At 42.5% G+C, this 16,005-nt stretch carries 12 protein-coding genes and 4 tRNA genes; 7 read left to right on the forward strand and 9 right to left on the reverse strand.

The window, feature by feature from the left end; translation table 11 throughout:
- Positions 1-18: 18 nt before the first annotated feature.
- The 6 genes from R0123_RS04910 (at position 19) to bioD (ending at position 6,074) form a co-directional block, all read left to right on the forward strand.
- Entirely contained in the window at positions 19-1,251 is a 1,233-nt protein-coding gene (locus R0123_RS04910; RefSeq protein ID WP_323841182.1) for a beta-ketoacyl-ACP synthase II, read from the forward strand.
- Positions 1,252-1,425: 174 nt separating this feature from the next.
- The gene (locus tag R0123_RS04915) at positions 1,426-2,802 is read left to right on the forward strand and encodes an anthranilate synthase component I family protein (RefSeq protein ID WP_323843300.1); all 1,377 of its coding nucleotides are present in this window, start codon (positions 1,426-1,428) and stop codon (positions 2,800-2,802) included.
- A gap of 63 nt (positions 2,803-2,865) precedes the next feature.
- The gene (gene nadD, locus R0123_RS04920; RefSeq protein ID WP_323841180.1) at positions 2,866-3,516 is read left to right on the forward strand and encodes a nicotinate (nicotinamide) nucleotide adenylyltransferase; all 651 of its coding nucleotides are present in this window, start codon (positions 2,866-2,868) and stop codon (positions 3,514-3,516) included.
- 35 nt (positions 3,517-3,551) lie between these two features.
- Entirely contained in the window at positions 3,552-3,935 is a 384-nt protein-coding gene (gene rsfS, locus R0123_RS04925) for a ribosome silencing factor (RefSeq protein ID WP_323843301.1), read from the forward strand.
- 142 nt (positions 3,936-4,077) lie between these two features.
- Complete coding sequence (gene bioA, locus R0123_RS04930) at positions 4,078-5,394, forward strand: adenosylmethionine--8-amino-7-oxononanoate transaminase (RefSeq protein WP_323841178.1); 1,317 nt, start codon at positions 4,078-4,080, stop codon at positions 5,392-5,394.
- On the forward strand, positions 5,391-6,074 hold the full coding sequence (gene bioD / locus R0123_RS04935) for a dethiobiotin synthase (protein WP_323841177.1): 684 nt from the start codon (positions 5,391-5,393) through the stop codon (positions 6,072-6,074). The genes bioA and bioD overlap by 4 nt, the downstream gene beginning before the upstream one ends.
- 73 nt (positions 6,075-6,147) lie before the next feature.
- Here bioD and R0123_RS04940 read toward each other — a convergent pair whose 3' ends face one another.
- Positions 6,148-6,924, reverse strand: a complete 777-nt coding sequence (locus R0123_RS04940) for a CoA pyrophosphatase (RefSeq protein ID WP_323843302.1) — start codon at positions 6,922-6,924, stop codon at positions 6,148-6,150.
- Between the two features lie 61 nt (positions 6,925-6,985).
- Between R0123_RS04940 and R0123_RS04945 the strand changes: the two genes are divergently transcribed.
- Positions 6,986-7,549, forward strand: a complete 564-nt coding sequence (locus R0123_RS04945; protein ID WP_323841175.1) for an NUDIX hydrolase — start codon at positions 6,986-6,988, stop codon at positions 7,547-7,549.
- 58 nt (positions 7,550-7,607) lie between these two features.
- On the opposite strand, the gene R0123_RS04950 is transcribed toward R0123_RS04945, so the two are convergent.
- From R0123_RS04950 to R0123_RS04985, 8 genes are all read right to left on the reverse strand, one after another.
- Positions 7,608-9,752, reverse strand: a complete 2,145-nt coding sequence (locus R0123_RS04950) for a M3 family metallopeptidase (protein WP_323843303.1) — start codon at positions 9,750-9,752, stop codon at positions 7,608-7,610.
- Positions 9,753-9,980: 228 nt separating this feature from the next.
- Complete coding sequence (gene tuf / locus R0123_RS04955) at positions 9,981-11,171, reverse strand: elongation factor Tu (protein ID WP_323841173.1); 1,191 nt, start codon at positions 11,169-11,171, stop codon at positions 9,981-9,983.
- A 284-nt stretch (positions 11,172-11,455) separates the two neighbouring features.
- Positions 11,456-11,530 (reverse strand) — tRNA-Thr (locus R0123_RS04960).
- Positions 11,531-11,543: 13 nt separating this feature from the next.
- Positions 11,544-11,617 (reverse strand) — tRNA-Gly (locus R0123_RS04965).
- Between the two features lie 27 nt (positions 11,618-11,644).
- A tRNA-Tyr gene (locus R0123_RS04970) sits at positions 11,645-11,728 on the reverse strand.
- Positions 11,729-11,783: 55 nt separating this feature from the next.
- Positions 11,784-11,859, reverse strand: a tRNA-Thr gene (locus R0123_RS04975).
- A gap of 490 nt (positions 11,860-12,349) precedes the next feature.
- Positions 12,350-14,173: an autotransporter domain-containing protein gene (locus R0123_RS04980; RefSeq protein WP_323843304.1), complete on the reverse strand. Its 1,824-nt coding sequence runs from the start codon at positions 14,171-14,173 to the stop codon at positions 12,350-12,352.
- 228 nt (positions 14,174-14,401) lie between these two features.
- Positions 14,402-15,907 carry an anthranilate synthase component I family protein gene (locus R0123_RS04985; RefSeq protein WP_323843305.1) on the reverse strand — a complete coding sequence of 502 codons (1,506 nt, stop codon included), beginning with the start codon at positions 15,905-15,907 and terminating at the stop codon, positions 14,402-14,404.
- Positions 15,908-16,005 lie beyond the last annotated feature (98 nt).

Raw genomic sequence — 16,005 nt, forward strand, 5'->3', positions numbered from 1 at the left:
CAAATAAAGGAACATCTTATGAAGCGTGTTGTCATCACAGGCATGGGCATTGTCTCTAACATCGGCAACGACCTAGCTAGCGTAACCAAAAGCCTACAAACAGGTCAATCAGGCATCATTTTCAACCAAAGCTATGCTGATCACGGCTTCAAATCCTGCGTATCAGGCTCAATTGACCAAAGCCTACTTGACACCCATGCCATTGACCGCAAACTAAAACGCTTTATGTCAGATGCAAGCCTTTACGCCTATGTCTCAGCCTTATCTGCCATTGAAAATGCTGGACTGACCATAGATAGTGTTGCAAACAACACACGCATAGCTGTGGTAGCAGGCTCTGGTGGTGCCAGTACTGCTGATGTGGTGAGCAGTGTGGATAATATGAAAGAAAAAGGACTGCGTGGGGTAGGTGCGGTTGCCGTACCCAAAATCATGAGTAGCACGGTATCTGCCACATTGACTACAGGTCTAAAAATCAAAGGGGTCAGCTATTCTTTATCATCTGCATGTGCAACTTCTAGCCACTGCGTAGGTCACGCAATGGAGCTGATTCAACTTGGCAAGGCGGACATGGTGATTGCTGGGGGTGGCGAGAGTGAGCATTGGACACAGTCATGTATGTTTGATGCGATGGGGGCAATGAGCACCCAACATAACGATACACCCACCACTGCCAGCCGTCCTTATGACAAGACTCGTGATGGCTTTGTCATCGCAGGGGGTGGTGGCATGGTTATCTTGGAAAGCTTAGAATCCGCCCAAGCTCGTGGGGCAACCATACTTGCTGAAATCGTGGGCTATGGGGCAACATCAGACGGGGCAGAAATGGTTGCTCCAAGTGGAGAGGGGGCGACTCGCTGTATGCAAATCGCTCTTAACCAAGCAGGGCTGGACACTGTAGACTATATCAATTCTCATGGAACAAGTACGCCACTAGGAGACATTACCGAACTTAATGCCATTGCTGATGCATTTGGAGGTGTGGACAAAACCCCGCCCATCAGCTCAACCAAATCGATGACAGGACACAGCCTAGGGGCAGTGGGCGTACAAGAGCTGATTTATTGTGTGCTGATGATGAATCATGACTTTATCGCCCCAAGCATCAACATCACTGCGTTGGACGAAGGTGCAAAAGGCTTTGACATCGTAACAACCACTCGCCAAACCGACATCAAAACCGCCATGAGCAACAGCTTTGGCTTTGGTGGGACAAATGCAGCATTGGTGGTTAGAAAATTTGAACAGTGATATGAATGCCATAGGGGGTTAGAGTGAGGTCAGAAGTAGTGGCGGCCACACACAACCACAAATTTAATCACATCGGTGAATCTGTCATAGAAGATTGAACAGTACAAGCTCACTTTTCTCTTTTCACCTTCTACATTTTGCTTTACAATTTGCTTTTTTATCGTTATTTTAAAAATGCTTACACATCGCTTTATTACGCCACGCACACCAAGCCAGATGACCTCGCTCATCGCTATACACCGCCCCCATTGGCAGGTGTGTTTTTTAAACAACACTTGCCACCCCATCATTGGCATTTGCCCTGCGGTGTCATGGACAGCGACTTTTTCAGGCAATCTAAACATTCACAAAAACAATCGCCAAAACCAAAGTCAAACCTACCCATCAACCTACACCGATTGGCAAAATGAGCTGATTGCCTACAGCAAGAATTTTAGCACACATTCTGGTCATGGCGATTATACAAATGGCTTGATGGGTTTTATTGGCTATGATTTATCCGCCCATCATCTAAATCCCACCATCTCCATCAAGCCCAACCAACCTTGTGCCTATTTAGGACATTATGATATTTATTTAAAATTTAATAAAAATGGTTTTGACTTGGTTGGGGTAAATGATGATGACGATGACGCTTTTGCTATTTTGCTGACACACATCAAAAACAACCTTGAAGGTTTGTTAACCAAGCACCTACCAACGCCTAAACCAGCCCGCTTTACCCCAACTTGGACACAAGCAGATTATCAAATCGCTTTTGACCAAACCCAAGAATACATCGAAGCAGGCGATACTTATCAAATCAATTTGACACAAAAATGGCAGGCAAATTTGGACAATTTGGCAGTTCATCTGCCTCATTTACAAGGCACCATGAATGCTCCATTTGCTGGGTTTTTAAAAATAAATGATTTTGAAATTTTATCAGTATCGCCAGAGCTATTTTTTGAGTTTTATCAAGAAAATGGCAGTATTCATTTAATCACCAAACCCATCAAAGGCACACGCCCACGCCACAATGATGGTCAGATTGACGAGCAACTAAAAAACGAGCTGGCAAACAGCGAAAAAGACATCAGCGAAAACTTAATGATAGTAGATTTGCTCAGAAATGACTTGGGAAAATATGCCAAAATTGGTGCAGTCAAAACACCCAAACGCTTTGCGATTGAAAGCTTTAAAAATGTACATCACATGGTCAGCACCATTTGGGCAGAGCTGGACAATACACACGCCCTTGCCGTGCTTTTTGGTTCATTACCAGCAGGATCAATCACAGGTGCACCAAAAAAGCGTGCCTGCGAGATCATTCATGAGCTAGAAGTCGCACCTCGTGGGGCATATTGTGGGACCATGGGCTATATGAATTTTGATGGTACTGGCATTTGGAATGTGCTGATTCGCACTGTACAAAAATCAGATCAAGCTGAAATTTGGGCAGGTGGTGGCATCACTATCCAATCTAAATCAGATGAAGAATATCAAGAATGTATAGATAAAGTGGGGGTGATTTTGGCGTGTTTTGACAATTCAAAACCCGCCAAATCATAATAAATTTGTCAATCGGTCAAAATTCTGCTACACTCAATACCAAATTCTTTTACCCATCAAACCATGAATATTCGTGCTTTTCTTGGTGGCTCTTTTGACCCTGTTCATTCATCGCACTTATCAATGGCACTGAGTGTACACACCTCACTGATGAGCTTTGCGAATGCCAAAAACATCACCGTAAGCCTAATGCCCACCAAAGGCAATCCTTTTAAGGATAAGCCCACTACTGATGAACATCGCCTTGCCATGCTACATCTTGCCACAAAAAACACACCGATTAATATTGAACCATGCGAACTTAATCGCACACCGCCCATTTATACAATACAAACCGTACAACTACTAAAACAGCTTTACCCCACCGATAGGCTGATTTTTATTCTAGGACAAGACAGTCTATACACTCTGCCAAGTTGGAAAAATGGCAATGAAATCTTAAATCACATCAATATCTGGGCCTTTTGGCGTGGTGAGTTTCAACAAAATGGTGAATTTTCGTCATCAATCTTAACAAATTTGACCGATGATTTGAGTGAGTTTTTAACTCATGACGGCAAAATTTACCAAGACAATACGCCCATTCCACCCATGTCATCAAGCCACATTCGTCACTTAATCGCCAACAAAGATCCCGAATCTGCAAAATTTTTACCACCAGAAGTATTGGGCTACATTCACAAAAACACACTTTATGACACAACTGTGCTATAATCTTGAGTTTATCTCATTCAAATTTGACAAAAAATATGAACAATCAACACAACACCAAAAACCTAAGCCTGGATGAGCAAATACAGCTTGCCACAAATGCCCTAGACGACCTAAAAGCAAGCAACATCACCGTCATGACTGTTGAGCATTTGACCGAAGTCGCTGAACGCATCATCATCGCTAACGCAACCTCTAAACGCCATGTCAAGGCATTGGCAGATAAATTGGGTGCCAAAGCCAAAGAAGCAGGACTCATGCCATTAGGTCGTGAAGGCGACAAAGACAGCGACTGGACACTGGTGGATTTGGGTGCGGTAGTAGTGCATATCATGACACCACAAGCTCGAGAGTTTTATGATTTAGAAGGCTTGTGGTCATCGCCAGAGTCTTTACGAGCATTGGCTGTACAAAAAGAGTAATCTACTGGCTTAAAAAAGTCGCTTGATATTAATATCATTAATATCAGGTGGCTTTTTGTAACTATTCTAGTCTAAATTTTGGCAGTTTTAGCCAAATGCGTAAAATTAAATTATAATAGTGCTTTTAACATCAGAAGGCCACATGGATTTGAACCACTCACAAAAAGCACAAATCTTTGACCGCACCCATCTTTGGCATCCGTACGCCAGCCTGCCCCCAGCTTATGACAATCATTTGATTGGCCATGCTCATGGTGTACACCTGCATATGGCAGATGGTACGGCACTCATTGATGGTATGTCGTCTTGGTGGGCAAGTGTTCACGGCTATAATCACCCTACTTTAAATCAGGCCATCATAGAGCAACTTGGCAAAATGAGCCATGTCATGTTTGGCGGGCTAACACACGAACCTGCCATCAAGCTTGGCGAGAAATTGCTTGGCATTACCCCAAAAAGCCTAACCAAAATATTCTACGCCGACAGTGGTAGTGTGGCTGTGGAGGTCGCTTTAAAAATCGCACTACAATACCAATTGGCTCAAGGTCTGCCACACAAAAACACCTTTGGTAGTACACATTCTGGTTATCACGGAGACACTTGGCACGCCATGAGTGTCTGCGACCCCATCAACAGTATGCACGCCATCTACGGCAAACAACTTCCAGTACAGCACTTTTTACCATCGCCGCCGATGGGTTTTGATACACCACTAGATGACGCTACTCGCCTGAGCATGGATAGGTTTTTTGGGCGATACCATGACAAATTAGCAGGGTTTATCATTGAGCCGATTGTACAAGGAGCAGGTGGCATGAGATTCTACTCGCCTGCATATTTGTCCCATTTGCACGCACTTTGTCAGTATTATGATGTGCTACTTATCTGTGATGAGATTGCCACAGGTTTTGGCCGAAGCGGTGAAATGTTTGCGGTAAATCATGCCAATATCTGCCCTGATATCATGACATTAGGCAAAGCTTTGACAGGTGGATATATGAGCTTTGGGGCAACCATGAGCACCGACAAAGTAGCTGATACCATTCATGACAGCGACCACGCCTATCTTATGCACGGCCCAACTTTCATGGGCAACCCACTTGCCTGTGCCACAGCCACGGCAAGCATTGAGTTAATTTGCCAAAATGACGCGCCCAATATCGCCAAGAATATGCAAATTAAGTTGAATGATCATCTGCAAGTCATTCAATCATGGAGTATGATTGCCGATATTCGCACGCTTGGGGCAATCGCAGTCATTGAAATGACCAAGCCGATTAATATGCCAATTTTTCAACAGCTTCTACCCAAATATGGCATTTGGGTACGGCCTTTTGGCAAGCTGGTTTATCTCATGCCTGCTTATGTGATGAGTGATGAAGATTTGAAGAAATTGTGCGAACAGCTGATTAAACTTTTAGAAGAGTATTTTTACATCACAGAAAAATCATTCAAATGACTACTTATTTCATCACAGGCATAGACACCGACATTGGCAAGACTTATGCCACAGGTATTTTGGCTCGTCAGCTGATGGCGTATGGCAAATCGGTCATCACCCAAAAACTGATACAAACAGGGGTAACAGGCGACATCGCTGATGATATCATCACGCACCGACAGCTCATGGGCATGACACTACACACGCTTGATATCAATGGTACAAGTTGCCCCATTGTCCTTGCTAAGCCTGCCAGCCCTCATCTATCAGCACGCTTAGAAAACCGCACGCTAGACACAGACGCCATCACAGATGCCACCGCACGGCTACATGAGCACTTTGACATCGTTTTATTAGAAGGGGCGGGTGGTGTTCTGGTGCCATTGACTGACAAGCTACTGACGCTAGATTATGTTGCCAAGAAGCACTATCCTATCATCGTGGTAACATCAGCAAAGCTAGGTAGCATCAATCATACTTTGCTGACACTAGAAGCAATCAAGGCTCGTGGACTTAACTTATTTAGCGTAATATTTAACCATCATTTTGATACCGATACCGACATCAGTAGTGATACACAGCTATTTTTGCAAAAATATGTGGCAAAAAATCATTCAGGCACGCTATTTTTACGATTGGTCAATGGAAAGATTATTAGCGCTCATGAAAAGATGGCGGATTTTATGAATAAATTTTAGATTTAAATGTATAAAAAACACTCTCAATAAGGTGAATCAAATAGATTTTTATTCATCACAAACAGCACATCAATTAAATACCAAATCCATCTTGTTTAACAATTCGGTAATACCATTCATACTGTAAGCCAAAGCCAATTTTCATCAAATTTGCCAAAATTCGCCCAGTCAAACCCCAGATAATCTCTGTCATACCATCATTGTTTACATCATAGACCCATGCAAGGGTGTGTAGCTTGGCTGTTTGGTCAGTCAATTGCCCATCAAAGACGTAGTTAGTGGGGGCAGTTTTTAGCAACTCAAAGGGCAACCAAAATACTCGTGCTATCTCATCATCATTTGGCATAATCTTATCCACGACATCAGTGGGGATTGATACCACCACAGGTCGTACAAGCAGACCTTTTTTAGAAATTTGCATCGGCAGATAGCCGATGATATCCACCCCCAACCCATCAAGCCCCACCTCCTCATACGCTTCACGCAAAGCAACATCAACAGAACTTTTGTCTACCTCATCACGCTTACCACCCACAAAGGATACCTCTCCAGCGTGACTGCTCAACCTATTTGATCGCCGTGTCAGCAGCAGCCTAGGGTTTGGCTCGTCTGTGATGGCAACCAGCACGCAAGCCTGCGGCAAAGGATTTTTCTCTAACAAATCCTCATCATGCTCCGCCGCCTGTTTACCAGTCAATCCTGTCGGTAGTTCATTATTGTTAGCATACAAGCAAATATCTAATCCCTGATAAGCATTTATCTTGACAGATAAATCATAAAAGCGGTGGTCAGTTGGCAGGCAAACAGGGGCTTTATCTATAAAATCGTTTGTTATTTTAAGCATTTTCATTTAAACTTACCCAGTCGGCATTGACATTACTTTTATTATAACACCAAAACAACACCCAGCCATGCCCTACTGCTTAGAATGTGGTCATCAGGCCACACACATCATTCCTGATGGCGACACCAAAAAACGCCTTGTTTGCCCTGACTGTGGTCATATCCACTATGAAAACCCCAAAGTGATTTGCGGGGTGCTTGCTGTACACAAAGACCGCATTCTACTATGTCGGCGTGCCATTGAGCCACGCTATGGTCATTGGACCTTACCAGCAGGATTCATGGAGCTGGGCGAAACAATGGCACAAGGGGCTGTTCGTGAAACAGCAGAAGAGGCAGAAGGTTTGGCAGTAAACTTAAAATTATACGCCCTGTTTGACCTGCCAAATCTAGGGCAGATTCATGCCATGTATTTGGCAAATTTACAAGACGGAGCATTTGGTGTGGGGGCAGAAAGCCTAGAATGCAAGCTATTTTTTACACATGAAATAGACATGAAAAACCTTGCTTTTGAGACTGTCCGCCAAACCATTGAGAAATATTTAGCAGACAAAGCAGCATTAGAAAAGCTCGGCAAGGACAGCGGTAATTTCAATCACTATCCATTACACGAAATATGTATTTGTCGTTAATTCACCAAATAACAAAAAACCACAAATATTTTGTGGTTTTTATGGTTTATGTTTATTATCAAATAATACCTCTTGCCTTTAAGAACGCTGTCACAGTCGGCTTTCTACCCATAAATTGCTCAAATAGCACCATTGGCTCATTTGAACCACCTTGTGACAAAATCGCATCAACAAAATCCTGCCCAGTCTTACGATTGAGCAATCCTTCATTTTCAAAGCGGGTGAAACCATCGCTTGCCAGAACTTCCGACCACAAATAACCATAGTAACCAGCTGAATAGCCACCAGAAAATATATGACTAAAACTGTGTGCCATGCGTACCCAATCAGGTTCATTAAGCAAAGAGATATTTTGGCGAATATTCTCACGAATTCTTGCAATCGCATTGTCATCGCCTGATTGATATTCAAAATGCAACCTAAAGTCAAACAACCCATACTCAAGCTGACGGACGATGCTGGTTGCTGACTGATAATTTTTCGCTTCAAGCATTTTATCAATGATGTCTTTTGGCAAAGGCTTTCCTGTCTGGTGATGCTTGGAAATGATCCTAAGCGTGTCTGCATTCCATGTCCAGTTTTCAAGCAGCTGGCTTGGAAACTCCACAGCGTCCCAAGCGACACCGCTGATGCCTGATACTGCTTGTACATCAACTTGGGTCAGCATATGATGCAGGCCATGCCCAAATTCATGAAACAGTGTTTCTACATCGCCATGTAATAATAAAGCGGAATCGCCAGTACCCGCAAAATTACAAACAATCATGGACACAGGCAGTTGAATTTTTCCTTCCGCAGTTTTGTAACGCCCCATAACACCACTATGCCATGCACCACTTCGTTTATTTTCTCTGGCAAACAAATCCAAGTAAAAAGACGCAATGTGCTTATCATCTTTAAACATCTCAAAAAATCGCACATCTGAATGGAGTATAGGCACGCCCATCTTTTCACGCACCGACACACCAAACAAACGCTTAACAATCTCAAACATTCCAGACAATACATGATTGACAGGAAAATAAGCTCTTAGTGCTTCTTTGTCAATGCTGTAACGCTCTTGTTTCAACTTTTCGGACACATAAGCAAAATCCCAAGGCATGAGTTCATCAGATTCTGCCAAAATTCCTTTTTGCTTACCATAAGTTTTAAGCTCTTGAATTTCTATTTGAGATTTTTTATGGGTTTTTGTCAGCAAATCATTTAAAAAATCAAGCACCTGTGCTGGGCTTTGTGCCATCTTTGTGGCAAGTGAATACTCAGCATGCGATGCAAAACCAAGTAATTTTGCACGCTCCAATCGGAGCTCCACCAGCTCGTTCATGATGGGTGTATTATCCCATTTTCCAGCATTAGGTCCTTGATCCGAGGCACGAGTACGAAATGCTTCAAACATTTGATGTCGCAATTGACGGTCATCGGCATAAGTTACGATGGCGGCATAACTTGGATAATCCAAACCAAAACGGTAGCCTAGCTTACCTTGTGATTCTGCTGACTTTTTAGCATTCGCCAACGCCGTTTCACCCAGCCCTGCCAGCTTTTCTTTGTCATCAATGAGCATTTCAAAACCCATCTCTGAGTCAAGCACATTGTTGCTAAATTGAGTAGACAGCTCAGACAGCCTCGCAGACACCTCAGCATAACGCTTGGCTTTAGCCCCCTCTAAGGTTACGCCTGACAATCTAAAATCAAGCAAGGCGTTATCAATCGCTTTTTTTTGGGCTTGCGAAAACCGAGCATACTCCCCGCTCTGTTTAAGCTTATTAAAAGCATCATAAAGCGGTCGATACATACCAAACCATGTATCAAATTCTATTAAAGATTTTTGTGCATCGTCATAGACCGCTCTTAGCTCATCAGAATTTTTCAAAGAGTGAAGCTGATTGACCACCGACCACACACGCTCAATCTTATTTTGAGCGTCTTCTAAGGGTGCATAAAAATTCTGCCAAGTGATGTCTTCTTGTGCAGTTATTGCTTTGACAACATCGGTATTGTATTTGATGACATGAGTTATGGCAGGTTTGATATGCTCAGGCTTGATGACAAAAAAGTTAGGCAAGCTTGCAAAATCCAGCAAAGGATTCTTTTGCAATTCCTCACTTAGTGTCAATGGTAAAGAGCTGGCCATGCCAAATTTTGGCAAACTGATGGCAAGCACACCACCAAGCCCATATTGCAAAAAACCTCGACGCTTCATAAAATCTCCTTATTTGTTTATATTTCATCTAATAACTTTGATAATATTTAAATCCGCTCAAAGCAGTGATTAGCCTATGCAAAACCCATCAATAAGTCAAGATTTTCTTATGAAAAGTTTACAAAAAATTTTTCATCTTCAATCTATAAAATCCACCAACCAAAAACCCCTACCATCAAGGCAGGGGTTTTTGGTTTTAGATTCGTGCTTTGGCACTATTGTTAAAGATTAGCCTTTAACATTGGCAACAACACCAGCACCTACGGTACGGCCGCCTTCACGGATAGCGAAGCGTAGACCTTTGTCCATGGCGATTGGGTGGATAAGCTCAACGCTCATCTCAACATTGTCACCAGGCATAACCATTTCAGTACCTTCTTGTAGAGTGATGGCACCAGTTACGTCGGTAGTACGGAAGTAGAACTGTGGGCGATAGCCATTTAGGAATGGCGTATGACGACCACCTTCTTCTTTTGATAGTACATATACTTCTGCATCAAACTTGGTGTGCGGGGTGATTGAACCTGGCTTAGCAAGTACTTGACCACGCTGAACCTCTTCACGCTTAGTACCACGAAGAAGAACACCACAGTTCTCACCTGCACGACCTTCGTCTAGTAGCTTACGGAACATCTCAACACCAGTACAGGTGGTTTTGGCAGTGTCTTTGATACCAACGATTTCAACTTCATCACCAACTTTGATGATACCAGACTCAACACGACCAGTTACTACAGTACCACGACCTGAGATTGAGAATACATCTTCAATTGGCATTAGGAATGGACGGTCAATGTCACGCTCTGGCTCTGGAATGTAGCTGTCTAGAGTGTCTAGTAGTTCAAGAATGGCTTGCTCACCATATTGACCTGCATCACCGTTTAGACCCAAAAGTGCAGAACCTTTGATGATTGGTGTATCGTCACCTGGGAAGTCATAGTCAGATAGAAGCTCACGCACTTCCATTTCAACAAGTTCAAGAAGTTCTTCGTCATCTACTAGGTCACACTTGTTCATAAATACCATGATGTATGGTACACCAACCTGACGAGACAGTAGGATGTGCTCACGAGTTTGTGGCATTGGACCATCAGTTGCTGCAACAACCAAAATGGCACCGTCCATCTGTGCTGCACCAGTGATCATGTTTTTAACATAGTCAGCATGGCCTGGGCAGTCTACGTGTGCGTAGTGACGAGCTTGTGTGTCATACTCAATGTGAGAAGTGTTAATGGTAATACCACGCGCTTTTTCTTCAGGTGCTGAGTCAATAGCAGCATAGTCTTTTGCTTCACCACCGTGATGCTTAGCAGCAACAGTAGCGATAGCAGCTGTTAGAGTAGTTTTACCGTGGTCAACGTGACCGATGGTACCAACGTTGACATGGGGTTTGTTGCGTTCGAACTTGGCTTTGGCCATGGGTATGTCCTCTTGTTGTGAAGCCCAGACCCTAATGGGTAGGCTAGTTGTTGTCAAAATAACTCATGAAAAATGATAAAATTTTTCATATATTGCCAATTATACCACAAAAATCTGGTTTTGATACAACCCTATTTATGTGTTTTTCTTAACATTTTACTAAGTTTTTCAAAAAACTCACAAATTATTAACAATGTCAGACTCGTGAATATAGCATAAATATGAATGACATACACGGTATTGGTCAAAAACCCTTGAAATACTCATTTCAAGGGTTTTTTATATGGAGCTCTTATCGAGAATTGAACTCGAGACCTCTCCCTTACCAAGGGAGTGCTCTACCGCTGAGCTATAAGAGCAAAATTTTAATAATGGAGCGGGTGGCGGGAATCGAACCCGCACCATCAGCTTGGAAGGCTGAGGTTCTACCACTAAACTACACCCGCAGGGTAGTAAATATAAGGCAGGAATAATGGTGGTGGGGGAAGGATTCGAACCTTCGAAGCTTTCGCGACAGAGTTACAGTCTGTTGGGTTTGACCGCTCCCCAACCCCACCAAGATGGTACAGATAATTTTATTATAAAGATATCTGAATAAGTTTTTTTTAGGATTGGTGCCGGCTGCCGGAATCGAACTGGCGACCTACTGATTACAAGTCAGTTGCTCTACCAACTGAGCTAAGCCGGCGGTACTTCCTAAGTGGTGCGTATAATAACATATTTTTGATATTATGCAAGATTTTTTTTTATTTTTTTAAAATAATTTTTTTAAGCTATTGTTTTTATTATTATTTTAAAATAATAATATTTTGATTTAAAAATAACCAGCAGGCATGGTCCACTCATCGGCATTCCACACTCAGACCACCTGCATTTTACCTTAATCGTGGTTTTTATTCATTGCGATTAGCATTAGCTTAAATTCTACTGCAAAATCAACATCAATAATTCACAGCATTAAATCAATCAAATATAGTGGCGGGCTCAATTTCAATCAAAATAAGATAGTAATTTTAATATCTTATCCAAAACAGTTTCAAAGATTACTGGCTGGCGAATTTAAAAGAGTATGATTTAAAGTGATCGTAAAGCGATAAAATCTAAATACCCTCTTGATATAATAAACAAAAAAGCGACATTGTCGCTTTTTTGTTGTGGCTAATATCGTATATTTAGCATTAAAAATTCTGTACGATGCTAGCAAATCCCATAACATCTGGTTTGTTTTTACCCAATTGCTTGGTCGCATGGGCACCCACTTGCAGTGCTGTGTGTTCAAATTGACCGTTAATGGCTAAATGATAATTAACAGCATGCTCTTTATTGGCATCAACAACAGTATTAAAGCCCTTGCTGTACTGCTGAATCGATGTCAATGACGCATTGATGGCTTGTTTATCATTGATGAATTCATGCCCATAGCTAACCCCACCCACCATAGAGACAGCTGGGCTAATGGCATAACCAACATCAACACCCACCTCACCTTGTAGCGATTTGCGTTCTTGCTCGCCAAACCTCATGGCAGTAGACAAATTAGGCTTACTTTCGGTTAATGTGTGAATTTTTAATTTTTGAGCGTTGGCACCAATATGTGGACGAATTGTGGCCTGACCAACATCAACACCATAACCAATTTTTACGCCACCATGAAGGCGTCTGCCAGATGTATCAGCTGTATGAGCACGAAATTCACCTTCCCAATCAATGCGGCGATTTGTGCTGATGGACAGTTTGTCAACGCCAACATTGGCGTTTAAAGACAAATTGCCAAAATTGTGGCGATGATACAACGCAATGCCAGTAATACCAACATCTGAATCCATATTATTGCTTAGTTTATAAGCATATTTTTGACGATTCAGATAAGTACCTGTATGACTATTTTCGCCAGCAAAATCAAGACCAACATTTACCGAATGTTTGTTATTAGAACTGGTAGAAACATCTGCCCAAATACCGCTTGTCTTTTTGCTGAATTGGTCAATTTGACGATTTAGATGACGGTCATTGACACCAGCTGAGCTTAGGATTTTTTGAGGCAATTGACCTACTGTGGCAGGCGTATCAATAATAGAGCGGTAATATTGAGCTAAGATTCGATGCGTACGCCCTGCTGGGTGAATATCATCAGCAAAAACATAAGTTTCGTTTGCAGTTGGCGTTTTCCAAAATTCTTTTTTGCATTGTGTTGATAGTGGCAAAAGAGATGATACATCTTTACAAGCATAATCATTGGCATTTTGAAAACCAAAGGCTTCTTTATGTGCAACGGTTTCTTGTAATAAGGCAAATGTATTAGCAGGGACGACATTCGCTTGGCTTTTATTTAAGCCTGTAAATAGCATATTGTTGTACAATGTGGCAGCCCTGGTCGACTTCATCGAGCTCTCTGAGTCTTTGAGCATTCTTGGCGTTAGGCCCACATCAGGCAAGTTTGGTACCAAAATGGTGCTCGCACCTGCATCATGTAAGCGATTGATAGATGAAATTTCAGATGTTGCCGCCTCTGTTAAAATGGCAACAGCCTGTTTTATATCCCTTTGATTACCGGCCTCTATCAAATCATTTGCACCAATCCATACTGTGTATAAAGCCTTAGGGTCGGCCTTATTATTAGCTTGCAGATGGTTATTTATTTGCTTTTCAACCGATGGAACAGTAAACAACACAAAATCCGCATCTTTCTTAGCCTTGGCACCACCAAAGGCATAATTGGTACCTTTTAAGGTCTCATTGTCATTGGGGTCTGCGGTATGCCCATAAGATGATGCCAACACGCCCGCCCAGGTCGTATCTGGATTGGTGATAAAAGATGGCTGAGCCTCGCCAAGTATAGGGGCTTTATCAGCTATCGTCTTAGCAAATGCTCCTGTATCTGACAAGCTATCACCAAATGTTATCAATTGGCTATAAGTTGCAGCGTGTGTAAAAGAAGCGTACAAAGCCAATGACAAGGTCAAAGCAAGCGGAGAGTATTTGGTCAATAACGATTGTTTCATGTGCAAATCCTTTTAAAATTAGACTTATAATTCTATAGGCATTCTGATAGCAATACAAGTGTTTTTTTAGCCGCTGGCAAAAATTTATGGCCAATATCATTGATAAAAAAAACCTTCTTAGCCTCAGCCAACCCAATTTGATTGACTTAATTTAGCCTGACCAAATAGAAGTCTTTTATCAATCGATGCCCACCGTCAAATTCAAAGCCAAGAGTTTGTCATATCAAGTTAAACTTCCAGCCCCTCGCACGCCATCTCCACCGCCTTAACAATAGCAAGGGCTTTTTTGTTGGTCTCGTCCCACTCTGCCACAGGATCGGAGTCTGCCACCACACCTGCCCCCGCTTGAATGTGTACCTGCCCATCTTTAAGGACCGCTGTGCGAATGGCAATTGCCGTATCCATATTACCAGCCCAACCCAGATAACCAACCGCCCCACCAAACACGCTGCGACGGACAGGCTCAACCTCATCAATAATCTGCATGGCTCGAATTTTAGGAGCACCCGACAATGTCCCTGCTGGGAAAGTCGCACAAAAAACATCAAGTGCATCTTTATCCGCCGATACCACACCCTCAACATTGCTGGCAATGTGCATCACCTGAGAATAGCGTTCAATAAACATTTTGTCGGTAACTCGCACCGTGCCAATGTCACATACCTTGCCGATGTCATTACGCCCCAAGTCAATCAGCATCAAATGCTCGGCGATTTCTTTGGTGTCAGCAAGCAGCTCTGTTTCCAATGCCAAATCCTCGGCCGAATCTACGCCACGCCGTCTTGTACCTGCAAGCGGTCGTACCGTTACTTTGCGTTCATCGCCCACCGTCTCAATGCGTGAGAGAATTTCAGGAGATGCACCAACGATGTGAAATGGCTCATCATCTAAAAGCTCGCCTTGAATGAGAAAAAGATATGGAGATGGGTTTAAATATCGCAATGCACGATATACCGCCAATGAATCACCCTCAAACTCCCCACTCAAACGCTGAGCAGGGACGACTTGCATGACATCGCCCGCCCTGATGTATTCTTTGATGCGATTAACATCGTTGCAAAATTTATTTTGCCCTGTTTGTGAAACAAAATGAGGCAGAGCCTGTTTTTTTACAATCAAATCAGGCTTATGATTGAGCAGGCTTTCAATGATTTCTAAGTTTTTCAATGCTTTTTTAAAGCCATCTTTTACATTTGTGTTGGCATAAACCACAATGGATAAAGTATTTTGTAAATTATCAAAAACCACCACTTGATCAGATAAGGTGAGCCACATATCAGGCAATGCCAAAGGGTTGGGAGAATTAGAATCGCCCACACTTGGCTCAATAACTCTTATCATGTCATAGCCAAAATAACCCACCAGACCACCACTAAATGCAGGCAAATCGGGCAATTCTTTATTTGTTGGCGTTTTATAATTTGCCATAAATTGCCGAATAAAATCAAAAGGATTTTGTTCGCTTTGTGTCATGGTGTCGCTACGCTTATCTTTTAACAAAACTTTGCCATCGTGATAGCTGATGCTGATGTCCGAACCTAGCCCAATCATCGAATATCTTGCCCAACGCTCACCCCCCACCACTGATTCAAACAAATAAGCAGACGAAAAAAATTTACGCAAATTAGCAAATACCGAGACAGGGGTGGCGTCGTCCATTAGGCGTTTTTTGATGAGCGGGATATGCGTATACCCTTGTTCAGCAAGGACATTAAACTCTTTTAAGGTTATCATGGTTCTTCCTAATTTGTCATAAAACCGACCAAGTGGCATTAATTGGCCGATCATCGTATTTTATCACAACTGCTTTCACATGATAATACGATAAGACA

Origin of the sequence: Moraxella sp. Pampa, assembly GCF_035181385.1 — a bacterium.
GTDB lineage: Bacteria > Pseudomonadota > Gammaproteobacteria > Pseudomonadales > Moraxellaceae > Moraxella.